Origin of the sequence: Anaerosalibacter bizertensis (assembly GCF_009696605.1) — a bacterium.
GTDB lineage: Bacteria > Bacillota > Clostridia > Tissierellales > Sporanaerobacteraceae > Anaerosalibacter > Anaerosalibacter bizertensis.
This window is the reverse complement of sequence record NZ_VULR01000002.1, coordinates 92,585-118,320: the sequence shown is the minus strand read 5'-3', so window position 1 is coordinate 118,320 and position 25,736 is coordinate 92,585. Positions and strand designations below refer to the sequence as shown.

General features: G+C 29.6%; 15 protein-coding genes, 1 pseudogene and 1 riboswitch. Of the genes and pseudogenes, 2 read left to right on the top strand and 14 right to left on the bottom strand.

Features of this window, described 5'->3' with window-relative positions; all coding sequences use genetic code 11:
* From FYJ27_RS02280 to FYJ27_RS02255, 6 genes are all read right to left on the bottom strand, one after another.
* Window positions 1-1,959 (bottom strand): prenyltransferase/squalene oxidase repeat-containing protein, encoded by a 1,959-nt coding sequence (locus FYJ27_RS02280; protein ID WP_154482510.1) that lies wholly within the window; start codon window positions 1,957-1,959, stop codon window positions 1-3.
* A 25-nt stretch (window positions 1,960-1,984) separates the two neighbouring features.
* Window positions 1,985-3,997, bottom strand: a complete 2,013-nt coding sequence (locus tag FYJ27_RS02275; protein WP_154482507.1) for a DUF4430 domain-containing protein — start codon at window positions 3,995-3,997, stop codon at window positions 1,985-1,987.
* Window positions 3,998-4,432: 435 nt separating this feature from the next.
* The gene (locus FYJ27_RS02270) at window positions 4,433-8,671 is read right to left on the bottom strand and encodes a leucine-rich repeat protein (RefSeq protein ID WP_154482504.1); all 4,239 of its coding nucleotides are present in this window, start codon (window positions 8,669-8,671) and stop codon (window positions 4,433-4,435) included.
* A 413-nt stretch (window positions 8,672-9,084) separates the two neighbouring features.
* Window positions 9,085-13,098, bottom strand: a complete 4,014-nt coding sequence (locus FYJ27_RS02265; protein WP_154482501.1) for a leucine-rich repeat protein — start codon at window positions 13,096-13,098, stop codon at window positions 9,085-9,087.
* Window positions 13,099-13,385: 287 nt separating this feature from the next.
* Window positions 13,386-14,231 (bottom strand): leucine-rich repeat domain-containing protein, encoded by an 846-nt coding sequence (locus tag FYJ27_RS02260; RefSeq protein ID WP_154482498.1) that lies wholly within the window; start codon window positions 14,229-14,231, stop codon window positions 13,386-13,388.
* Window positions 14,232-14,434: 203 nt separating this feature from the next.
* A riboswitch (cobalamin riboswitch) is annotated at window positions 14,435-14,617 on the bottom strand.
* Window positions 14,618-14,710: 93 nt separating this feature from the next.
* Window positions 14,711-15,412, bottom strand: a complete 702-nt coding sequence (locus tag FYJ27_RS02255; protein WP_154482495.1) for a DUF881 domain-containing protein — start codon at window positions 15,410-15,412, stop codon at window positions 14,711-14,713.
* A gap of 159 nt (window positions 15,413-15,571) precedes the next feature.
* Between FYJ27_RS02255 and FYJ27_RS02250 the strand changes: the two genes are divergently transcribed.
* A complete protein-coding gene (locus FYJ27_RS02250; protein ID WP_154482492.1) occupies window positions 15,572-16,186 on the top strand; it encodes a regulatory protein RecX in 615 nt (204 codons plus the stop codon).
* 113 nt (window positions 16,187-16,299) lie between these two features.
* On the top strand, window positions 16,300-16,536 hold the full coding sequence (locus tag FYJ27_RS02245; protein ID WP_154482489.1) for a hypothetical protein: 237 nt from the start codon (window positions 16,300-16,302) through the stop codon (window positions 16,534-16,536).
* 82 nt (window positions 16,537-16,618) lie between these two features.
* Here the strand turns inward: FYJ27_RS02245 and FYJ27_RS02240 are convergent, their stop codons facing one another.
* The 8 genes and pseudogenes from FYJ27_RS02240 to FYJ27_RS02205 form a co-directional block, all read right to left on the bottom strand.
* Window positions 16,619-17,419, bottom strand: a complete 801-nt coding sequence (locus FYJ27_RS02240) for an ABC transporter permease (protein ID WP_154482486.1) — start codon at window positions 17,417-17,419, stop codon at window positions 16,619-16,621.
* 6 nt (window positions 17,420-17,425) lie between these two features.
* On the bottom strand, window positions 17,426-18,226 hold the full coding sequence (locus FYJ27_RS02235; protein WP_154482483.1) for an ABC transporter permease: 801 nt from the start codon (window positions 18,224-18,226) through the stop codon (window positions 17,426-17,428).
* Between the two features lie 11 nt (window positions 18,227-18,237).
* Complete coding sequence (locus tag FYJ27_RS02230) at window positions 18,238-19,236, bottom strand: ABC transporter ATP-binding protein (RefSeq protein ID WP_154482480.1); 999 nt, start codon at window positions 19,234-19,236, stop codon at window positions 18,238-18,240.
* Window positions 19,237-19,257: 21 nt separating this feature from the next.
* On the bottom strand, window positions 19,258-20,559 hold the full coding sequence (locus FYJ27_RS02225) for a radical SAM/SPASM domain-containing protein (RefSeq protein ID WP_195839060.1): 1,302 nt from the start codon (window positions 20,557-20,559) through the stop codon (window positions 19,258-19,260).
* A 1,311-nt stretch (window positions 20,560-21,870) separates the two neighbouring features.
* The gene (ltrA, locus tag FYJ27_RS02220) at window positions 21,871-22,884 is read right to left on the bottom strand and encodes a group II intron reverse transcriptase/maturase (RefSeq protein ID WP_229775450.1); all 1,014 of its coding nucleotides are present in this window, start codon (window positions 22,882-22,884) and stop codon (window positions 21,871-21,873) included.
* 277 nt (window positions 22,885-23,161) lie between these two features.
* Window positions 23,162-23,272 (bottom strand): annotated as a pseudogene (locus FYJ27_RS12670) (hypothetical protein); the annotation flags it as partial.
* 12 nt (window positions 23,273-23,284) lie between these two features.
* On the bottom strand, window positions 23,285-23,539 hold the full coding sequence (locus FYJ27_RS12665) for an RNA-dependent RNA polymerase family protein (RefSeq protein ID WP_229775442.1): 255 nt from the start codon (window positions 23,537-23,539) through the stop codon (window positions 23,285-23,287).
* Window positions 23,540-23,943: 404 nt separating this feature from the next.
* On the bottom strand, window positions 23,944-25,722 hold the full coding sequence (locus FYJ27_RS02205; RefSeq protein ID WP_326831024.1) for an aminopeptidase P family protein: 1,779 nt from the start codon (window positions 25,720-25,722) through the stop codon (window positions 23,944-23,946).
* Window positions 25,723-25,736 lie beyond the last annotated feature (14 nt).

Below are 25,736 nucleotides of genomic sequence, written 5' to 3'. Positions count from 1 at the left end.
CTACTCCTCCTCATCACTAAATTCTTCAAATTCCTCATCATCTATTAATAACATTTTTTGTTTCATTTTTTCTCTTTTACGTTTTTTCATTCTACGTACAATGAAAAACATACCAATACAAATTATAATAACTATAACTATAGTTATAATTCGAGCACGAATTAAATTATCTACTTGAGTCTTAGACTTTATTACATCCTCATAACGAAGAACCTTTTTTTGATCATAGTTACTAAGCTTATTAAATCTAGATACTATTTCATCTACATTTTTCTTATCTTTTATGGAAAGCTTGTCAAAAGGATATAACTTGTCCAATATTTCATTGTTTAATAATTCTATTTCCTCTTTTATTTTTTCAATTTCTTTCTTTTTTACATTCAAATCATCTAATAGATTGATATATTCATCCTTATTTTTTGCTCTCTCTAATTTTTTAATTAATTTTACTACTTCTACATAATGCTCTGTAGTCAACTTTTCGGGCAAATTCTTAACTTTATTAACATCTTCTTCTGTAAATAAAACGCCAGAAGAAAGAGCTTCACTTCCATCAAATATAGGGGTAATTGCACCATTTCCCTTCTCATTTACTCCTATATTAGCAGCTATTGGTTCAGAAGTATTGTCTATCTTAAGAGATTCCATAGCATCTGATAATTTATAATAATTATAAACATAAGATCTTTCAGAAATAGGTATCTTTAAATATTCAGAAAAAATATGTTTTACCTTGCTTGCATCTTTAGATGACACTGAAGCTGGAATACTATCGATAGATTCTTGCACAGAATTAATTTGTGATTTTATATTTTCATCCATTTCAGGACGAAAATCATAAAGACTTCTATAACCGCCCTTATATCTGGATAAAGCTACAAGGGAATATAGTGCCTGCTCACTGGCCATAGAATTGGATTCATCTGGTTTAGATGTAGGATTTTCTGAATCATAAACTTTTGAATGTATAAATCCTCCATCTTCCATCCTATATTTCATTAATCCATCTAATAATGTATTACCATTCTTTATAAATCTTGCATCATTAATAGGATCTTTTCCAAGAGCACAAAGAGCCACCAATACTTGGGCTGTACTTTCAGAATTTTCCGCACCCCAACTTTCAAAATCTCCATCATCTAATTGAAGACTTGATAAAGTCTCTAATGCCTCATCTACTACTTGACGTACTGTTTTAGTTACCTTTTTATTTGTTTTTTTCTGAGTATAAGTATATTTTTGTTCACTATTATAATAAGGTGCAAAAGCCTGTAATACCATAGCTGTTATATCTGGATCAGCTTCCTCATCTTGAAGAGAAAAACCTCCATCGGCTAATTGCAATTTCATAATTTCTGTAATTATATCATCCCTAGTATAAGAGGCATCTTCTGGAGTAATATATCTCATGCTATCAAGGGCTATTAATCCCCAGGTCCATCCATTAATACCTTGGGCCCCTAAAGATTTTTCTCTATTATAAGTACCATCTGCAATAAGATTTATAGGCTTTCCTTTTGCATCTTTCCCTATATTTGTGGGATCCCCACCCATGGATAGGATAGCTAAGGATATCCTATGCCATTCAGTAGATTTATTCCCACTTAGCTTATCTTCCTCTAAATAACGCTGACTAACTTTGTCTTCAATTACAGCTAAATAAGCTTCATAATCATCTATATATCCTATTCGTCCAATGCCAATAGGATACCAATCTCCTATGGTATCCCCTGCATCTTCTAAAAATTTGTTATTTAATAGCGAACCTTCTTTAGTTACACCTGTAGATGATTTTTTCCAGTTTATAATCCCTTCAATTATTTCCAATATCTCTTCTTCACTATAATTCTTATGAATCGATTCTCCATAGGATATATGTGAAAATCCAGTCATCAATATTACTATTGATAATAGAACAGATATAATTTTATATTTCATCTTCAACACATTCTTTTCCATATTCAGCTACCTCTCTATCTTTCAATTACCATTCTTTATGCCAGTTGCTTCCACTACCTCCTAAACCTCCAGAGCCTCCAATATCTCTTCCATAGAATAGTGTAAATCTTATCCTCATTACATCTCCATCTAATAAATAACAATCTGAAAAACCATAATTTGGATAGTGACCATTAACACTGTACATCCAACCAGAACCATTTGAGAAATCAAACTCTCCTAAACTGTCCTGATTATAATCATCAGGGTTAAAACGATCTGCTTCCGCTTCTACAAGCTCAGCTAAATCTTCTGGAATCACAGGATTAGATACCAACCCAGGTTTAATAAGATGAGCTAAATAAAAAGCATTATCTATTTTCCCTTGGCTTTCATATTCAAATCCTTTTTCTTTTAATAACTTATCAATTACAGTAGAAGCAGGTTTTCCTTCACGTATTTCAACCTTAGTTGGCGGTACAATGTATCCTAAACCTATAGTTGTAGCTTCAATACTAATTGTGGCGTGACCAGTTACTTCCCCTTTATCTTTTACAATACCTTTAATATGGAACTCCTCTATAGTTATTTTCCCTTCAGAGTCATATGCGCTTATCATAATTGTATTTCCACCATTTCTTATAGGCAGTTTATAACTAGTCTGAACTCCATCTTCCCAATGGATACCTACTTGTTCACCATTACACATAACCCGCATTTGACTTGGATTTATCCTATTACCTTTATGATCCCTAGCTATTACATATATATCGTATATTGATGATTTAACAGTGATTCCATCTTTTAAGTTAGTCTCTATTTTAGGATTATTAGGATCTTCCCAATCATCATCTTCTCCACCTGGTGGCAATACTTCATATTGGATACGATATTCTTCAATAAGGGTCTCATCGCCATATTCAGCCACTAAAAGTATATAATTTCCCCCTTCTATTAAATCAGCTGTGTAATTCCCTTTATCATCACCAAATATGGGAGTGCCATTGATTTTAACAGTTAATTTAGCTTTGTCTTCGCCAAATTTTGCTATTGCATTAAACTTAATCTCATCAGTTGTAACATGTTGTTCTTTTAGGTTTGTAATTATTCTAAGCTTAGTATCTTTTTTTTCATAAATTATAAAAAAACTTTTCTCTTCAGTATTTCCGGAATCATCTGAAGCAGATACAATAACTTTATTTTCCCCTTCATTTAGAGTTACATTATAGCGATTTCCATTCTCACCTTTTACTTTCTGTTCATTTAATTTAACATCTATAGGTAGAGTCTTTTCTCCCTTTTTAGCCCATGCTGTAAAAGATAATTTGTCTTTTGTAACTTTCATTTCTTCGTTTAGACTAGAATATATAATAATATCTTCTGTATTAAGATGGACTGAATAAGTTTTAGACACTGAGAAAATTTTACCATCAACATCTTCATATGTTACTTTAACCTTAATTGAGTTTTTGCCCTCATCTAAAATAACAGTTCCTTTAAATTCTGGAACTAAGATATCATTTAAGAAGATCTCTGTCTTTTTAACTTTAAGATTAGGGTTTTTCTGCTTAATTATAAAAGAATACTCTTTTTCAGTAACTATTTCATTATGTATAATGCTAGTTGTAAAATATTCATTTATCTTGGATTTATCATTATTTTTATTAGCATCTTCAGGATTTAATATTTCAACATTTGAAGACTCTGGGTTGTTTTCATCGCTTTCACCATCACCCTCTTCATTATCACCTTCGTTTTCATTATTTTCAGCACCTTTTTTATTATCTTGAGTATTTTTATCTTCTGTTTCCTTTTCTGCATTTTCATCGTTAATTTCCTCTATTTCTACTAAAGGCTCGTCTTGGCTTGCTAATGCAACTTGAGAGTTATTTTCTGCAAATCCTTTAATAGGATTTTCAGGGTCTAACACATCTTGATTGTTCAAAACATTCCCCATATAGCTTATAGAGAAGATTATTAGAATTAGTGAAGTAAAATATCTAAAAAGTTTTGGTTTATCAGATATTATTTTTTTAAATTTTTCATAAATATTTTTCATGAATCAAACCCCTGCCTTATTTTAATATAATTTAAATAACAAAAATAAAAGAGCTTCTATCCTAGAGGTTTTTATTCCAAAAACCTAAGATAGAAGCTCTATATATGCTGTAGAACTTTACTCAAAACAAAACCTATTTGCGAGGCTTGTTTTCTATCATCAAAGAGCAGGTTCCCGACTGAATTTCACGGTAGCGCATCTGTTCAGGATTTTCACCTGATTCCCTGAGGATAATCTACATATCCTTCTCAATTTAGAATAAATTGAGACTTCCTTGATATAAAGTTAAATTGTAAAAAATACTATAACAATGTATTCTTATTAAAGTATAGCATATTTTATTTTTCAAGGCAAACTAATTTTAATTTTCTATATAGCTATTTTCAACAATATAAAAAGGATAAGAACTCTTAAAAGCTCTTATCCTTAATAACTTTATGCTTCTTTTTCTTTTCTTTTATCTATCCATAGTTTAGCTCCAACTACTAATAGGATTATTCCTAAAATACTTAGCCACAGCATAGAGGATTGTCCTGTTTTAGGAAGTGATGTTTTAGCTGGTTTATCTTCTACATTTGGTTTAGTTGGTTTATTATCTACTTTATCTATTGTTCCTGGTTTATTTGGTTTTTGTGGCTTAGTCGGTTTAATTGGTTTTTCTGAGTCATTGTCATTTGGTTTTTGTGGTTCAGTTGGCTCAGTTGGTTTAATAGGTTCTTCTTTATCTTTCAAACTATTTATTGCATATTTAATTGCTTCTACTGCACTATCTATCTCTTCCTGTGTTACTCCTTCTTTATTAAGAACCTCTTTTCCTGCTAATATTGCTTTATTCAAAGCTTTTATGCTTTCTTCTGTTTTCCCTTCTATATTTATCTTTTCAGCTGAATTTAGTATTTCTTCTAATCTTGTTTTATCTACTTCTGGTTTTGGTTCTTCTTTATCTTCTAAGTTAGATATTGCTGTTTTTATTGCCTCTACTGCACTGTCTACTTCTTCTTGTGTTACTTCTTCTTTAACAAAGATTTCTTTTCCTATTGCTATTGCTTCTTCTAGAGCTTTCACACTCTTTTCTGTCTTATCTTCTATCTCTAGACTTTCAGCTGAGTTTAGTATTTCTTCTAGTTTTGATTTGTCTACTTCTGGTACTGGTTCTTCTTTATCTTCCAAATTAGATATTGCTGTTTTTATCGCCTTTACTGCATTATCTACTTCTTCTTGTGTTACTTCTTCTTTAGCAAGAATCTCTTTTCCTGCTAATATTGCTTCTTCTAAAGCTTTTATATCTTCTTCTGCCTTTCCATCTGTATCTATCTTTTCAGCCAGATTTATTATTTCTTCTAGTTTTGCCTTATCTACTTCTGGTACTGGTTCTTCTTTTACTATTATTTTAACACTTACTTCTAGTTTTTCTCCTGTTACTCCTTCTGGTAAATCATAACTTCCTATAAATGTATATTCTCCTACTTTATTCTCATCATACTCTTCACTTGTCCAAGTTACATCTACTTCTTCTTTAGTTCCATTGCTTAAGTTTAATGTAATTTTTGTTGGTAATTTTTCTATTACTTCTTCTTTGCTTGTTCCAAAATTTACTTCCACATCTTCTATTTGCTCAACACCTGTTATTGTAACAATTTCTACTTCTGGTGCTTTTATTGTTAATATATATTCTTTCTCTAAGCCATATTTTTCAATAGTAAATCTTGTCGGGCTATCTATTCCTACTGTATTAATTTTTCCAGTTGACCAATCACCACTAGCACCATTTTCTTGTTTTATATTTGCTTCTTCTGTAGCAAGAATTTTTAAAGTATAAGATCCAAGGTCTATCTTTTCAACTTCGCTTTCCGGGAATCCTTTTGGTAATTGTATTATAATCTCATTTCCATTTATTTCTCCTTCAGCTATTATACTATTTCCTTTTAAAATTTCTACTTTATTAATAGCTAGATTTTCCACTTCATCTCTTAAAAATACTGGAGTAATTTTTGTCTTTCCATCTTCTCCATTATAATCAAAGGCATTTTCTTTTATATTTACATTTACTTTATTGTTATTAATTCTTGCATTTCCTTTTAAAATATTATTGTTAGCAAATGCATTGTCCTTAATGTTTTTCACACTATTTGGAATATATACTTCACTTAATTTATTATCTTTAAAAGCATTCTCTCCGATATCTGTAGCTTTTTCTGATATCTTTAATGTTTTTAATTCATTTGATGAAAAAGCATCATTCCCAATAGATACTACACTATCTGGAATATCTACTTCAGTTAAGTGATTTTCAGCAAAAGCACTGGCTCCAACATCTATTATACCATTAGGGATATCAATAGTCGCTAACTGATTTTCATAAAACAAACCACTTCCTACTTTATTTATACCTTTAGGAATATTTGCTTCAATTAATTTATTTTGACTAAAAACATAATCTCCTAATTCTAATACACTATCTGGAATATTCACTTTAGACAATTGATTCTCTCTAAAAGCACTATGGCCAATATTCACTATTCCTGTAGGAATATTTACTTCTATTAATTTATTATTTCTAAAAGCGTTACTTTCTATCTTTAATACATTTTTTGAAATATTTATTTTACTTAATTTATTATCTCTAAAGGCACCGCTTTTTATATACATAGTACTATTTGGAATGTTTACTTCAACTAATTCATTTCCTGCAAAAGCTTCTCTTCCTATAGCCATTACACTATTTGGAATATAAATAGTATTTAAGTTTTTCTCCTTAAAAGCCCCTTCTCCTATTGTCCAAACAGGCACACCATCAATTTCTTTTGGTATAACCACGTCCCTATCTTTTCCTTTATATCCTGTTATTGTATTGGTGTCCTTATCAAATTCTAGTTCAGATTCTGGAATTTGTTTTGATACCTTAACTATAGTTTCAACTTTTAATTCTGTAGGTGGGTCTGTTTGTTTCACCCCTTGTGGAAGTTCAAAAGTTCCAATAGCTATATAATTTCCTATTTCGTTCCCATTATAATTTTCTATATTCCATGTTAATCCTACCTCATGTTCTTCATTTTCAAAATCTATAATCTTTGTTGCTTTTGACAGTTGTTCTTTTGCTTCTTCCTCTGTTGTACCTATGTCTACTAATATATCATTTACTGGTTTAATCTCTTTTATTGCTGGAAATTCTCCTTTATTTCTATATTGAGCATATAAAGTAATTTCGTGTTCAGGCATTGATAAAAGTTCTCCCGCCTTATAGGTAGTTCCGCTTCCATCAGCCTTTGTGTTCCAATTTTTAAATATCTTTTCTTCAGTAGAAGTTCCTTCCGGAAGCTCTATTGCTGCATATGGAGACATTTTTTCTGTTCTAGTTTCTTCCTCTAGTACATAGTTTATATTATAAGCTTTGGATTCTCTATATTCATCAGAAAGCATATGTCTATATTCACCATTTTTCATATCTGTCATGTCATATAAGGGTTTTTCACCTTTTTTATAACGATCATAAGCAATTAGTCCATAAAGAGCTTGGTCTGTTGCCATAGCATTAACGCCTGTACCTGAGCCACCGCCACCATCATATCCTGTTGTTACATGTTTAAATCCTCCTACTTCTGGTGATGAACCACTTCCCTTAGCCCAGAAAGTTAGTAAAGCATCTATCATATTATCAGTATATACTCCATCTCTTACAGATCCTGATTTAATAAAACCACATTTTTTACCTATATGAGGTAAATTTACTTCTTCTGATAGTGGGTCTATATTAAGAGCTGTAAGCGCAACAATAACTTGTACAGTACTTTCAGCGTTAACATTTCCCCAAGCATTATATCCACCATTATCTATTTGCAATTCTGAAAGGGTATAAATACCTCTTTCCACTGCTTTTGCAAATTCTTCATAGGATGGTGAATCTTCTTCACGAACCTCATTATATTTATTTTCATCTAAGTAATAAGGGGCTAATGCTTGTAAAGCCATACCTGTAATATCAACATCTGGGAATTTGCCAAAGAGAGACCATCCTCCAACTTTTCCATTTTCTTGGGTAATCTCTTTTTCCAATATAAAATTAATCATTTTTCCAAAAGTATTTACATCCTTATTATCAGGTTGCTCATAAAATTTGTATCCTCCTGTATTCATAGCTATTATTTCCCAGATTGGTCCATTGATTCCTTGTCTAAGAGAAAAGCTATGTGATTTAGACAATCTTTCAATAAAATCATAACTTGCTACATCTGTAATATCATAGCCTAATGATGTAAGAGTAAGTATAAGACGAGACCACTCAGTGGATTTAGAACGATCCAGATTACCTTTTTTATCTCTAACATATTCTTCGATTCGTTTTAAATAGTCTTCAAAATAATTATTGGGAATATGGTTTATATAGTCATAACCTGTATACATTCCTCGCAGCAAATCCATAACAGACCATTCTCCAAAGGTAGAACCCATTTTAGGTTCAGGGACTGTTTCTATTATATATCTTGATGCTGCATTAATATAAAATCCAATATCTGGCTCTTTGTCTTCCCAAAATCTTAGCTCCATATTTTCATAATCTGTTTTGGGATTATAAGCTTCTGCAGAAGCTATTTGCGGAAATATATTTACAACTAATGCAAATATAAGAACAAAAGACATTATTCTAGCAGTAAGCTTTTTATTAGAATTTTTCATTTTTCTCCTCCTTGTCCTAATTTTTTATAATAAAAAGCTTCTGTCACAAGTAAATAATTTACTCACGACAGAAGCTCTATATATGCTGTAGAACTTTACTCAAAACAAAACCTATTTGCGAGGCTTGTTTTCTATCATCAAAGAGCAGGTTCCCGACTGAATTTCACGGTAGCGCATCTGTTCAGGATTTTCACCTGATTCCCTGAGGATAATCTACATATCCTTCTCAATTTAGAATAAATTGAGACTTCCTTGATATAAAGTTAAATTGTAAAAAATACTATAACAATGTATTCTTATTAAAGTATAGCATATTTTATTTTTCAAGGCAAACTAATTTTAATTTTCTATATAGCTATTTTCAACAATATAAAAAGGATAAGAACTCTTAAAAGCTCTTATCCTTAATAACTTTATGCTTCTTTTTCTTTTCTTTTATCTATCCATAGTTTAGCTCCAACTACTAATAGGATTATTCCTAAAATACTTAGCCACAGCATAGAGGATTGTCCTGTTTTAGGAAGTGATGTTTTAGCTGGTTTATCTTCTACATTTGGTTTAGTTGGTTTATTATCTACTTTATCTATTGTTCCTGGTTTATTTGGTTTTTGTGGCTTAGTCGGTTTAATTGGTTTTTCTGAGTCATTGTCATTTGGTTTTTGTGGTTCAGTTGGCTCAGTTGGTTTAATAGGTTCTTCTTTATCTTTCAAACTATTTATTGCATATTTAATTGCTTCTACTGCACTATCTATCTCTTCCTGTGTTACTCCTTCTTTATTAAGAACCTCTTTTCCTGCTAATATTGCTTTATTCAAAGCTTTTATGCTTTCTTCTGTTTTCCCTTCTATATTTATCTTTTCAGCTGAATTTAGTATTTCTTCTAATCTTGTTTTATCTACTTCTGGTTTTGGTTCTTCTTTATCTTCTAAGTTAGATATTGCTGTTTTTATTGCCTCTACTGCACTGTCTACTTCTTCTTGTGTTACTTCTTCTTTAACAAAGATTTCTTTTCCTATTGCTATTGCTTCTTCTAGAGCTTTCACACTCTTTTCTGTCTTATCTTCTATCTCTAGACTTTCAGCTGAGTTTAGTATTTCTTCTAGTTTTGATTTGTCTACTTCTGGTACTGGTTCTTCTTTATCTTCCAAATTAGATATTGCTGTTTTTATCGCCTTTACTGCATTATCTACTTCTTCTTGTGTTACTTCTTCTTTAGCAAGAATCTCTTTTCCTGCTAATATTGCTTCTTCTAAAGCTTTTATATCTTCTTCTGCCTTTCCATCTGTATCTATCTTTTCAGCCAGATTTATTATTTCTTCTAGTTTTGCCTTATCTACTTCTGGTACTGGTTCTTCTTTTACTATTATTTTAACACTTACTTCTAGTTTTTCTCCTGTTACTCCTTCTGGTAAATCATAACTTCCTATAAATGTATATTCTCCTACTTTATTCTCATCATACTCTTCACTTGTCCAAGTTACATCTACTTCTTCTTTAGTTCCATTGCTTAAGTTTAATGTAATTTTTGTTGGTAATTTTTCTATTACTTCTTCTTTGCTTGTTCCATAGTTTACTTCTATTTCTTCTATTTGAGATATTTCTTTTATTGTTATTACTTCTTCTTTTACTGTTACTTTTACATTTACTTCTGGTTTCTTTCCTGTTACTCCTTCTGGCAATTCATAGCTTCCTACAAATGTATAATCTCCTGCTTTGTTTTCAGCATATTCTTCACTTGTCCAAGTTACATCTACTTCTTCTTTAGTTCCATTGCTTAAGTTTAATGTAACTTTTGTTGGTAATTTTTCTATTACTTCTTCTTTACTTGTTCCATAGTTTACTTCTATTTCTTCTATTTCTTTTACTGATACTACTTGTGATACATTGTTTATAGCTGTTTCTAAATTTTCTAAAGTTTTATCAATTTCTTCTTGAGAAACTCCAAATGCTTGTAGAACTCTAATAGATTCATCATAAGCATCCTTAACTCGTTTTACTTTTAAATATTCTTCTTTTCTACTATTACTATTTATTTCTGCTACTTTTTTAGTCAATTCATCTTTATTAACTTTAGGGAACATATTGTTCTCATATCCTCCACCCATGGCATCCGCGCCACCAATATCATTGCCATAAGCTAATGTAAATTGTACACGCATTACGTCTCCGTCTTGAAGATATTTATCTGCAAATCCGACATTTGGAAATACATTGTTTACTGCATACATCCATCCTGACATAAAATTAAAGTCAAATTCGCCTAATCCCCATTCTGGATTATAATCTTCCTCGTCATATGGAACACTGTTTTCTTCTAACTTTCTTTTTAATTCATCTGGAATTCTAGGTTTAACTTTATAAATTTTATTTTCACCATCTAAAAGAGTTGCTAAATAAAAGCTACTTTCAAGACTCCCTGTTTTTTCATATTTATATCCATGTGTTCTTATTATTTCATCTAATTCTTGAGCCGCATTCCTTCCTTTATGAATATTAACTTGAATAGGTTCTATTAAATATCCTAAGCCTACCGTAGAAGCCTCCATACTAAAAGTAAATGTACCTATTACTTCCCCATCTTCTGCTTCTTCACGAATTAAAGTATAATTTTCTACATAATCTTTTCCATTATAATTAACTTTAATCTCAACATTGTTTGTTCCTATTTCTAGATTTAAAGTATAACTAGTTTTTTCCTTATCATCCCAATTAATACCGACTGGTTTTCCATTGTTTGTAACTTTAACATTTGAAGTACTTATTTTATTCCCACTAGGATCTTTTGCCCATAAATCAAAAGTAATCTTGTCTGCTTTTGTAGTCATACTTTTTAAAGTAGTTTCAATAGTTGGAATTTCATCTACAACTTGATCTTTTACAATACCTTTAATTTTCTCAAATGTTAATTTGATTCTATTTCCTTCAGAATCCCGTACAATAATATCAACTCTATTAGCGCCATTTCTTATTGGAAGATCATAACTGGTTTGATCTCCGTCAGTCCAATTAATAGACACTGGTTTCCCATTGCAATATACTATAATATTACTTGCATCTATATTATTTCCTTTATAATCCTTAGCTATTATCCATATATTGTGAATTGATGATTTAATAGTAATTCCATCTTTTAGGTTGGTCTTTACAGTAGGCTTAAAACGCTCGTTGTCAGCCCCATCCCCTTCACCTGGCAATTCTTTATAATAAATTGTATATGTTTCTTGTACTATATCCTCACCATGAATAGCTATTAAATTAATATATTGTCTTCCTTCTTCAGTAAAGTTAAGTGAATAATTACCTTTATCATCTCCCTGTATATATTTGCCATGATGTTCAACTTCTAATTTTACTTTTTCATCGTCTACTTTTGCTATAGCATTAAAAGAAAAGTTTGGATCAGTAACCCATTGTTCATCTTCTAAATTAGTAATTATCTTAATCTTTGTATCTTTTAAAAATATTGGTGTGATTTCTGTTTTTCCATCAGTACCATTGTTATAAAATGCTCCTTCTTCTATATCTATATCTTTTTCATGCTTATCTATAAGGGCATTTCCTTGTAAAATTCTATTATTGCTAAAAGCTCCTTCTTCAATAGTTTCAACACTACTTGGAATATTAATTTTGCTTAATTGATTATTATTAAAAGCACCATTTGCAATAGTTACAACACTACTTGGAATATTAACTTCTGTTAATTGATTATTAGCAAAAGCACTCCAATACAAGATCTCTACACCATCTTGAATAACAAGTTCTTTTATTTGATTATCTGCAAACGCATGATTATCAACTTTTTTAAGACTTCCTGGTATAGTCACTTTCTCTAGTTGATTATTTGCAAATGCATGGTAACCTATGTCTTCTAAATTATCTGGAATATTAGCTTTTGTTAATTTATTGTTTTGAAATGCACTTCTATCAATATTTTTTACACTATTAGGGATTTCAACTTCTTCCAACTTATTATCCTTAAAAGCTTCAACTCCTATATTTGTTAAATTCTTTGAAAACTTAACATTAGTCAATTCACTGTCTGCAAAAGCTAAATTATCAATACATGTGACACTATTCGGGATTTCAACTGACTTCAATTTATTCCCTAAAAAAGCACGCTCTCCTATTTTCTTTACACCATTTGCAATAGTTATAGATTCTAATTCTTTACTTGCAAAAGCTCCATCACCAATTTTTTCAACTTTAACTCCATCAATTTCTTCTGGTATAGTTACAGTTTTGCTGGAACCAATATATTTTATGATAGTGCCTGTTTCTTTATCAAATTCAAATATATTTGGTTTTGCTTCTTTTACTGTGTCTTTGTCTACTTCTAGTCCTTCTGCAAATGAAAAACTTATTGTTGAAAAGATCATTGTAAATGCCATCAAGAAAGATAAACATTTTCTTATACTCTTATTTTTCAATATAAAACCCTCCTTAATTTTATAATAAAAAGGCTTCTGTTCTAAGTAGTTAATCCCTTAAAACAGAAGCTCTATTTATGCTGTAGAACTTTCCTCAAAACAAATCTAATTAATATTTAGATTCATTTTCTGTTATCAAAGAAACTATTTCCGACTAAACCTTTATTTTCAATAAGGTTATCACGGTAGCGCATCTGTTCAGGATTCTCACCTGATTTAATAGGATAATATATACTATCCTGCCTTATAAATAAATTTTTGGCTTTCTTTGATTTAAAGTTAAATTGTTAAATGTATTCGGTTTTGATACCGAACTTTTCACAATAATTATCTACATTTGATCCTTCTCTACACCTTACAGTTGTATGTAGGTTCACAATTTTATCCCCAATGTCTTCTAAATCATGAGGTATTTCTATAGTTTTCAATCTTCTACACCCGCTAAATGCATCTTTGCCAATCCTTTTTACATTTTCAGGTATTCTAACACCTACAATATATTTGCAATTTTTAAAAGCAGAATCATCTATTTCTTTGACCTTATCTGGTATCTCAATATTTTCTATTCCTGATAAATAAAAAGCTTCTTTACCTATGTACTCTAAATCTTCTGGTAATGCAATTTTCTTTAATGATTTTGTTCTATAAAAAGAGCGGAATTCAATCCTTTTTACAGCCTTTGGCAATTGGATATATTCCAGTTTCTCACAGTTATTAAAAACATCTGAATCTATAGTGTTTATTTCACTTTCTGTGGAAATAAACACTTTTTTTAAATTATTACAACCTTTAAATATATTTTTATTTAGCTTGTCCATTCCATCTGGAAGTTTAACGATTTTCAAACTTACACAATCTCTAAAAGCTCCTTCCTCAATAGTTTTTACAGACTCTGGTATATGTATTTTTTTTAAAGATTTGCATTCCTTAAATGCATTCTTACCAATTAGGACAAGGGTATCTGGCAAAACAACTTCTTTTATTTTTAAATTTCTTTCAAAAGCATTGTTTGAAATCCTTACATATTTTTCATTTATATCAACAATTTCTTCCTTATATTGCTTTGCTCTATTCTTATCTAGTGTAAAAATAATATTTTCAGAATTCCAAACCCGTATCCTACTCTTTGCCATCTACTTTTTCCCCTTTCAGTTGCATTGTTATATCGTTTGAATATTCATAATTTTATATCCATTGTATTGAATCCTATCTATATATTTTCTTAGAAAATAAAAAAATCCTACACAGTAGGATTTTTAGCATAAGACATTTAAATAAATGAAAAACAAATTTTCAAAAATATATAATCGTACGCTTAATTTCCCACCGAAATTAGCTTTCCGTTATATCTATGGCAGGTCTCCTGACTTAAAGCTTCTAACCCAATACCCTTATCTTCCCAAAATTATATTCAGTGATATTATCAGAGTATTAGTAGCTTTTACAGTAGCGGGGGCTGTTAAGGTCTCTCACCTTATTCCCTATTATTGCATAAGCAACCATAGAATCTATTTAATTATAGGTATATATTACTATATAAAATTTTTATTGTCAAATTGTTAATTTATACATAATCTCCTCATTTTATGTCAAATTATAAGTTTTGTTGCTTTTATTTACTCCCTTCAATTATAGGTTCTGCATTTTTGAATTCAATTTGTTTATTGAATTTTGGTATGGTTATATTGTTACTTTTTGTTATTTTTATATCAAAATATTCATCATCAACTAAATGCTCTATTATTTTATATAAATCGCTTGAATTTCCAATTACTTTTATTGAAAATGGTGTATTTGTAGATACTCCATTTATTTCAAAATGTCTTCCTGCTACTTCTATTTCTGTATATCCTGTAATACGAAGATCATTAATTGAAATAGCTTCTGCATTTGCCATTCTTAAAATATTAACAATAAAAGTCAATAATTCCTTTTTCTCTACCAATACCTGATCATCAGAATAATATAAATAATCATCATATAAATCATTAATTTCAATTATAATTCCCGGTCCTTCTATTTCTTCGTATCCAGATATCATTTTATATTTCTCTGTTTCTTTTATCAAACCTTTTGTTTTTTCATCCATTATACTTTTTTCATATTTTTTCAATAACTTACCACGTTCTTTTATCTCTTCTTCTAAACTTTCTTTTTCTTGACTCAATTTCTCGATTTTTAAAGCTATTTTTTCTCCTTCCTTTCCAGGAGCCATACTAGCTTCTTTTACACTATCTACAGTATTAAACTGAAATCCAATTAAAACACCTAATATAGTGCTAATAACAAAAAATATAATCTTATCTTTTTTCATTTCATCGGTCTCCTTAATTTCCTACTATTTACCTTTATACCCTAATAATCGTTTAACAATAAAGATTTTAGACTCTAATTTAATTTTATGATAATATAGACTATATATTATATTCTAATATACTTTACTTAAAATATCATCACATGAAAGGATTTTTTTATGAAAATAACAAAAATAAAATCTCAAAACAATAAAGATAGAGTAAATATATACTTAGATGGCGAATTTGCCTTTGGTCTGAGTTTGGAAATAGCATATAAATATAATTTAAAAGAAAATATGGAAATAGATGAATCTTATATCGAAAACGTGCTAAAATCTGAAGAGCAAAATAGGGCCAATGATTATGCATTAAAGTTTTTATCCAACAGATGGAGAACAGAAAAGGAAATTGTGGATAAAATGATCAAAAAAGGTTTCGATGAAGAAGTAATTAATGAAACCCTAGCTTATTTGAAAAAGTATAACTTTATAGACGATAGAAGATTTGCTGAAATTTACACTGAAGAAAAAGTTAGATTGAAAAAACTAGGAAGTTATAGAATAAAACATGAATTACAAAATAAAGGTGTAGATGAAAGCATAGCAAGTGAAATAGTAGAAAAATATTCTGACAACGAATATGAAAGAGCTATGGAATTAGCAACAAAAAAAATTAAATCTTACAAAAATGATGATAAAAATGCTATCTATAGGAAATTAGGTGGATATCTTCAAAGAAGAGGGTATTCTTTTGAATGTGTTTCTAAAGTTTTAAGAGAGCTAGTAAAATAGCTCTTTTTTTATTTTAGTATTTTTCTTAAAATTATGAATAATAACTTAAAATAATTCTATAATATGGTATTATATATTCAATGGGGTAAATATAAAACAGGGGGTGAAAAGTATTGTTTTCTAAAAAATTAAGACATTTAGGGATAGAAGTTGAGAAACTAGAAGACGATGCTATTTACAGCTGTAAAGTAAGAAACAAGAAAAAAAAGGAAGTGGAAGAACCTGTTGAAATCTCAGGCAAAGAGTTAAAAATACTTGCTGAAATGCAAGGGCAAAAATACGGAATGATAAAATATAGTAGCGAATTATTTTACGATGTAGTAGATAAAAAAGAAGAAGCATCTATTTAAATGAATAAACTACCAATATGAAAAAATGCTCTTTCCTGCATGAATAAGACAGAAAAGAGCATTTTTTTAACTTAAATATACACTAATTTCCATTACCTTCATATTTTTTAAGGCCTTTATTAAAAAATATTTTTGATACAATAATTAGAATACATAAAATAACTCCTTCTGCAAAAAAAATATTTACTTTTATAGTTTCCTTATTTAAAAAATAATTTGCAGGATAGTAGCTTAGAAATCCTAAAGGTATAATAAAGGTTAAAATTTTCTGAAATACAATTCCAAATATTGAGATTGGATATTTAGTAAACTCAGCAAGGGAAAAAATACTATCAATAGGTGTAAAACTATATCTTGTATAAAATAAAATAGATTCAGCAATAATTGCTATAGCTCCAAAAATTAGACTTCCTAATATCATAAATAAAATAATAATTATTGTATTTATAAAATTAAACGAAATACCTAAATTATTCATAGCATAAAATATAATAATGAATCCTAATATTATTTCAAATATAGATTCTTCATTAAATCCTGATATAAGAATGTGTAAAATTGGTGGTATTGGTCTTGTTAACATTATCTCAAATTCACCTGAGTACAAATACGCTTTAAGACTTCTCAATTTCCCAAATAAAAATATAAAAAATCCACAGTTAAGAGTATAAAATCCATATACTAGTAAAATCTCATGCAAATTCCAACCATCTATTTCAGGTACTGCATCAAATATTAAATAAAAAAAACTCAAATTCAAAAATTGTATAATTAATAATAAAAATACTCCTAAATAAAAATCCACCCTATATTCTGAAAGCTTCTTTATATTAAACTTTATAAAAGTAATTATAATAGATATATAATATCTAAAATTCCCCATGTTTTTTTAACCTCCATTTATAAATACATGATTCCTTGCAATATTAAATATATATCTACCTATTAATAATAATATAATAATCCACCCACTCTGTTGAATCAAATACATCAAAAAATCATTAGCACTCCAATAATTCTGGTAGATGTCTATAGGAGTATAAATTATTCCAGAGAAAGGGAGTATTTCTATAAATAGATATCTAAAGTTTTTAGGAAAAAAATCAAGAGGAATTAATCTGCCTGAAAAAAAAGATACTATGGCAAATTCTAAAGTAGATACTCCCCAACTATTCTCAGTCCAAAAACAAACCATACCTAAAATAAAATCAAAGGTTATTACAGTCAACAATGACAAAAATACACTTATAACAAAATAAATAAAATTAACAGGCATGTCTATACTAAATATAAATATTTGAAATACTAATACTGAAAAAATTGATATTACCAGTATAGGAAGTACAATTCCTATATTTTTAAATATAAATTGCATTTGATAATCTATAGGTTTAAGCAATGTGTAGGCGATATTTCCTGATTTTATATCCATTGACATAAAATAAATATTGGGATATACAAAAATATTAGATATTCCTACACTAAGAATTATATAATTTATCATTTGTTGAAAATTCCGTCCATTTAATATTTTATTACTACCATATATTCCTTTCCATAAAAAATAAGATAAGAATATCTGAAATATAAAATTAAATATATTCTCTAAAAGAATCCCACGATCAAATAACTGTATTTTTGCTCCCATTTTTAACCACTCAAAATATTTAGATATTTTTAATCTCTTCATGTGGTTCACCCCTATGATTTAGCTTCTATTGTATAAATATTTTCTATTATGTTTTCAAATTTAATAGAAGATATATCATAATCAGTTATTTCGCAAACTTTATTTATTTCATTTAAAATATTCTTCATATTGTGAATTTTTCCATCATTAATAAGTAATTGTAAACTATTGTTGCAAGTGTTTAATATCTTCCCAGATTTTTTTAATACTTTTATCAAGTTTTCTTTATCATTATTTCCAATATAATCAAAAGTAATAGATAATATTTTTTGATTAGTATAAGAAGCCTTTAATTTTTGAGTTTTCCCATCATAGATTATTTTTCCATTATCAATTAAAACCACTCTGTCACATAAATCCTCAATATCCTGCATATTATGAGTTGTAAATATGATGGTTTTTCCACATTTTTCATTTAATTTCTTTATTAATGACAAAGCTTTTTTCTTAGTTAATATATCTAACCCTATGGTAGGTTCATCTAAATAAATTATACTTGGCCAGTGGATAAGACTTCCAGCAAACTCACATCTCATTCTTTGCCCTAAGCTAAGTTTTCTTACTGGGATTTTCATAATCTCTCCTATATTAAGTTCATTATCTAAAAATTCTATCCTCTTTTTATAATCCTCATTAGAAACATTATAAATCTTCTTTAGCAATAAAAATGAATCTTGTACTGGCAAATCCGTCCATAGTTGTCCTCGTTGCCCAAATAATACTCCCATATTCATATTATTTTCTCTTCTATTTTCAAATGGATCTAAACCATTTACTTTAATACTTCCTGAATCTGGCTTAAGTATACCACACAACATCTTTATTGTTGTGGATTTTCCAGCACCATTAAGGCCAATATATCCAATCAACTCACCTTTATCTATAGAGAAACTAATGCCCTTAACAGCTTCTTTTCTTATATATTCTCGTCTCATAAGGTTCTTTAAAAATCTCCCATCTTTCTTCACAGGAATTACAAAACTCTTTTTTATATTATCTACTTCTATCATAATTATCCTCCAATATTTTGGCTATACTTCCCATTTAGGACAATAGGGATCTTTATCCAAAATACTGCTATAAAATGCATCAGAAATAGCTGGACAACCTCCTACACATGTTCCATCAATATAAGAATCACAAAGTAAACAACTATTTCCAGTTTTAAGATTTCTCATAAATAAAAATTGAGCATTGCTATCCCATATGTCCTTCAATGGTTTCTCAAAAACAGACTCGGAATAAACCTTTCTTTTATTAAAAAAATCTTTCAAATGTACACAAGGAATTAAGTCACCATTTGAAGATATAGTTATAATATAAGAACCAGCTCCACACCTCTCCAATCCTAATTCTTTTCGAATTTCATCTTTTTCTAAAATAAATTTGCCCTCTGAAGTAACAACATCACCGAACACATATTGTGAAGATGATGATTTAATTGCAAATTGTTGTATACTTTCTTTAGCTTTTTTAATTTTATGTTTCCAAAGACTACTATTCAAATTTATTAGATTAATTTCACTATCAGCTGCTCTGCCTGTTGGCATTATTAAAGAGAAAGAAACATCTGTAATTTCATTTTCCAATAACATATCCAAATATTCGTCTATAGTATCTATGTTATAATTACTAATTACTGTATTAATACCAAACTTAAAATGATTCTTCTGTAAAAACTTAATCCTATCCATTACTTTTGAAAAATTTCCTTCACCCCTAACTTTATCATGTGCTTCTTTTATTCCATCTAATGAGACTGAAATTCTAAAACATTGATCACTATATTTAGAAAATGTATTTATAAATTCATCATTTATAAGTAAACCATTAGTTGTCATTTGTATAGTAAAACCTTCTTGTATTATTAATTCAACTATATCATATATTCTTGGATGACATAAAGGTTCTCCACCTGTAATACTTATCTGAGGAACTCCTAAGTCATTTAATTGCTTCAATATTTCTCTTATATTTTTCATATTCATTTCATTACCCTTTCCAAAATCTCCAAAACAATGATCACATTTTAAATTACAAAAATCAGTAATAGTTAAATATGCTTTTACTGGTGCCGATAATGATTTTTCAGTTGGTTTATTTATTATAATATCAGCATCAATTTTATTACCTTTAACTAATCCAAGTTCATTTAATTCTTTTATATAAAAAGTAACACTATCTCTTTCGTCATAATCATAAAACTCTATTGTTCTTTGGATACCAAATTTATTAATATTTAAAATTATTTCAAATCCAAACTTATCAATAAAATAAAATTCAAAATTTTCTCTATCATATAATATTGCACCAAAATTTTCTTTTCTTAACATAAATCTTAATCCCATTTTCTTTTTTTCTTTCCTATTTCACTTATCTTGTGAAATAATAATTGTACAGATAGAGACCATAGTCCACCTCTTTGAATTCCAGTTCTTCCTAATAAAAGATTGCACCTCTTCTTTACACCATATTCTAATTAGGAGAACATTACCTAATTACCGAATATACATAGACTTATATCAATAGAGTAGAGAGGTTCTAAACATTAGGTTTTATAAGTTAAGTGTTTTCTATTTATTTATATTATGAAATAATTATTGTATAGATAGAATCCATAATATACCACATTAGAGGCTAAAACTCTTAGATAAATTATACTTCTTATTTATCTATACGAAAAAATTATATAATATTCAACTGTTAAATATCTATCAAAAGTATATTATTCAAAAGGTAAAAATTTTTAATCTTTATCCATTAGTATTTTAAAGACTGTAATCTTAATATTTTTAAACAAATTCTAGAAATTTCTAATGTCATTATTAAAAACTATAGACTTATTATGAAAAATGCTCCTTTCTTAATCATATTGTAATAAATTCTCTATCTTTATCTATATTAAGGTTAACTTTATTAAATAACCATTTAGTTAGCTATTATCAACATACATTCTGATTTTTTCAGATCACTTGAATACTATAACAACCTAAAAAATATAAAACACCTTTCAATGAATAGCGTTATAATTCACACTATTCTGACTTATAATCTTGCATAAGATTATAAATGATAAGTTGTTCTATTTCAAGAAAAAGCATGCAAGGAATTTTGACATATTTTTATATAACTTAAAAATTTCTCACTAATCTAATATGTATTGCATAATATTTGTCGAATCGAGTATGGAAAAATAAATTTTCCCTCTCACACCACCGTACGTACGGTTCCGTATACGGCGGTTCAATTAAATCTTACATTACGCCTGTGTTCATAATAATCTAATGGACTTATTAACCCTCTTCGGGTTAATATATCCTTTGAAATTGCTCTTGATACACAGGTTTTTGTTGCTACAAAGTAGTACCTATCCCACAATATGAGGTTAATCTTGCTAAGTCTTTATTAATTCCTAACTTTTTGTAAACCCCACTGTCTCTTTGCTGCTACTTTACTTTTTACTGTTATAATACAGTGAGTAGACCTAAGGAACCTCCCCTTAAGTCTCTCTCAGAACCGTATGTAAACCTCTCAGCTCATACGGCTCCCATTATCCAGCCGTTGGTAATACTCCAAATTTCCAGTGTACAAATAATTTCACATCTCTTTTGGCAATGTTACCTAACCAATATTCTGATTTTCATCTATGTTTTCATTTCTTGTATTTTCTTGTTAAACATCTTTGATATATCCCATATGTCTTTATCAACTTTTAATTGTAGCTTCCAGCTTCTTACTTCCTTACAAATTGCTTTCTTTACCTTTTCAGATATTGCTGGAAGGAAATTTGTGAAAAATTTTCCATATTTACTGCTTGAATGTCTTGGTCTAAATACATATCCTAGAAAGTCAAAAGATATATTTTCATAATTTCCTTTAAGGTCATCATCTTTACAGTACACTATCTTCGTTTTCTCTAGATTTAGTTCCACTCCACATTGTTTAAACCTTTCTTCTAACCTTCTTTGTAGGTATTTCGCTTGCTTTAATGATGTACAATGTGTTACTCCATCATCAGCATATCTCTCCCACGGTATTGTTGGAAACTGTTTTACCATAAAATCATCAAATGTATAGTGTAAAAACAAGTTTGCAAGTACTGGGCTTATGACACCTCCTTGAGGTGTTCCTGCTGTTCTTAGTATTAATTCTCCATCTTCCATTTGAAATGGTGCTGTTAACCATCTTTCAATGTATAGGATTATCCATTTCTCTTCAGTATGTCTTTTTACTAATTCCATTAGATAATCATGCCTGATATTATCAAATAATCCCTTGATATCGAATTCTAGCACCCAATCCTTCCTCCAACATCTTATTCTTGTCTTTTCTATTGCTTGTATTGCTGATTTATTTGGTCTATATCCATATGAGTCTTCGTAAAATATGGACTCTACCTTTGGCTCAAAGTATATTTTAGCTACCATTTGTGCAATCCTATCTTCAACAGTGGGTATGCCTAGTATTCTAGTACCACCATTCTTCTTAGGTATTGCTACTGCTTTTACAGGTTTGGGAAAGTAACTTCCTGATGACATTCTATTCCAGATTTTGTATAGATTGTTGTTTAAGTTTTTCTCAAAATCTTCAATGGATTGTTCATCACAGACGCCTGTATTAAGTTCATGCCACCTTTGTGCCGTCCACCATCTAGGCAGTAAACAGGTTTCCCCTAGACTTATCCCAGATTAACGACTACCCCCTGGTTTTGATGGAATCTCTACGCTTTCGACACTTTCGTAAGTGGTTCACTTGTTCGTTCATCTCCTTAACACACACTTGACAGTTTAGATACTGCCTTTTCCTTAACGCTCAATACCATGGCTTTTGACCACAGCACCTTAAGGTAATTTGAAATCTCCACCTGTATGGCGATTTCGGCGGGCCCGCCGCCATCATCTGTACAGTATAGCTGTATTCAAGTAGCTACGCTACTTAGACGCACATTCGTGGCACACAATCATCTGCATAACGGACAAAATTAAGTTCACGACTTTCTAACTCTTTATCAAGCTCATTTAGCATTATGTTACTTAAAAGAGGGGATAAATTTCCTCCTTATGGTGTACCTGTTTTTGATGGTTGAAATTCACCTCTATCCATGACTGTAGGTATGCCCAATTTTCTGGTGCCACCATTAGGTTTTGGAATTTCTACTCTTAAGACTGGTTGTGGTTTGTAACGTCTTTCTTTTATTTCGACTTTTATTCTTTGCCAGTTTTCTCTAATATATCTGTCGATTTCGTCAACAGTTATCCCATCAACTCCACTTGTTCCTTTGTTCGAACATACTCTTCTAAAGGCTTGATACATATTTTGTATGTCAAAAATTTTGTCTAATAAATTTGTCATAATGTGAATCCTACTCCTTTTTGCTAGTTTAGAAATATCTTAATTTAGCGACCTTGGGTTCCTTTTACGTTTTCACCTGTATCAATCATATTATCTAAACTACACCCATTTTATATTATGTTCTTTAATTGTTCAGTCCTTCACTAAAAAAAATTTAATTACTATGACCTCTGCTGACTTCTCATGATTCGTTGTTACTACTGTATCGTTCATGAGACCTCACGGTGTGAAACTTACAAGTTGCTATTAAGTTCTTTGGTAACTACGCCCCTTAGGACTTTCACCTTAAATATATGACATGCCCGTCAAACATAAAAAATAAATGAGAGAATACTTGGCAAGTATTCTCTCATTTATTTTATCATTTATATACTTCTAGTTTCGTTTTTCAACCATTCTTTTTCATCTTTATTTAAATATGGAGATAATTTTTCATATACTTCAGTGTGATAGTTATTTAACCACTGTCTTTCACTTTCATCCAATAGATCTACATCTACTCCTTCTAAATCTATTGGACAATAGGATATAGTTTCAAATTTCATAAATTGACCTGACTCAGTTACTATGTCTTTTCTTACTACTATATCATTTTCTATCCTTATACCATGTTTCCCTTCTTTATATACTCCTGGCTCTATGGTCACTACCATTCCCTCTTCTAATTTCACTTTATTAGGGATTGGTGCAAATCTATGTGGACCTTCATGAACATTTAAGAAAAACCCTACTCCATGACCTGTTCCACATTTATAATCAATGCCTTCCTGCCATAGTGGAAATCTAGCTAAAACATCTAAGTTTGAGCCTGTAGCTCCATATAAAAATCTAGCTTTTATAAGATTAATATGCCCTTTTAAGGTTAAAGTAAAGTCTCTCTTTTCTTCTTCTGTTATAGGTCCCAATACTATAGTTCTAGTTATATCTGTAGTTCCATCTAAGTACTGTCCTCCTGAATCAACTAAAAGCATACCTTCATTTTTTAATGTGTAGTCTGACTCTTCAGTAGCACTATAGTGCATCATAGGTGCATGGTCTTTATATGCAGCTATAGTACCAAAACTAGGTTCCACAAAATCTTCTTGCTCTCTTCTAAACTCTTCTAATTTATCTGATACAGAGATCTCAGACATTGGAGTTTTCCCTAAGTTTTTATCTATCCAATACAAGAACTTAACTAACGCAACCCCATCTTTTATATAGCATCTTTTCAAGTTTTCTATTTCTACAGAGTTTTTTATTGCTTTAAGATTAGTTGTTATGTTGGTTTCCTCAACTATTTTACATCCTTTTGGTATTCCATTATATAACCATCTATTTACCCTACTTGGATCTATAAATACCCTACTTCCATCCTTTATTTTTTCAACATAATCTCTTACTTCATTATATTCTCTAATCTCTATACCATTTTTATTTAAAAAGTTTTCTACTTCTTTTGGAACTTTTACCTTATGGACAAATAAATAAGCTTTATCCATGGAAATAAGAGCATAAGAGGTAACTACAGGATTATACTCTACATCTTTTCCTCTGATATTATAAACCCAAGCTATATCATCAAGACTTCCTAATATATAATATTCTACTTCTAATTTTTCCATTTCTTTTCTTACATCTTCTAATTTTTCCTTTGGAGTTTTACCTGCATATTTTACATCATGAATAAATATTTCATCCATTGGTAGCTCAGGTCTATCTGTCCATATACTACTTATTAGATCATATTCTTCAACAATTTTTATCTTCTTATTTTCAAGCTTCTTTTGCATCTCCAGTACATCTGATTGTGGAAATAGCTTTCCATCAAATCCTACAGTTTCTCCTTCTTTTAGAGTGTCTCTAATCCATTCCATATAGGTTGGATAGCCAGGTATACCCATCTTAAATAATTTTATTTCACTACCCTTTAGCTGATTTTCAGCTTGAATAAAATATCTTCCATCTGTCCATAGTCCTGCTTCATCTTTAGTTACGACTACAGTTCCAGCAGAACCTGTAAATCCTGATATCCACACTCTAGCTTGCCAATGTTCACCTACATATTCACTCTGATGTGGATCATATGTAGGTATAATATAAGCGTCTATTCCCTTTTCATTCATAAGTTTTCTTAAACTTGAAAGTTTTTCATTTACATTCACGTTATTCACCTTCC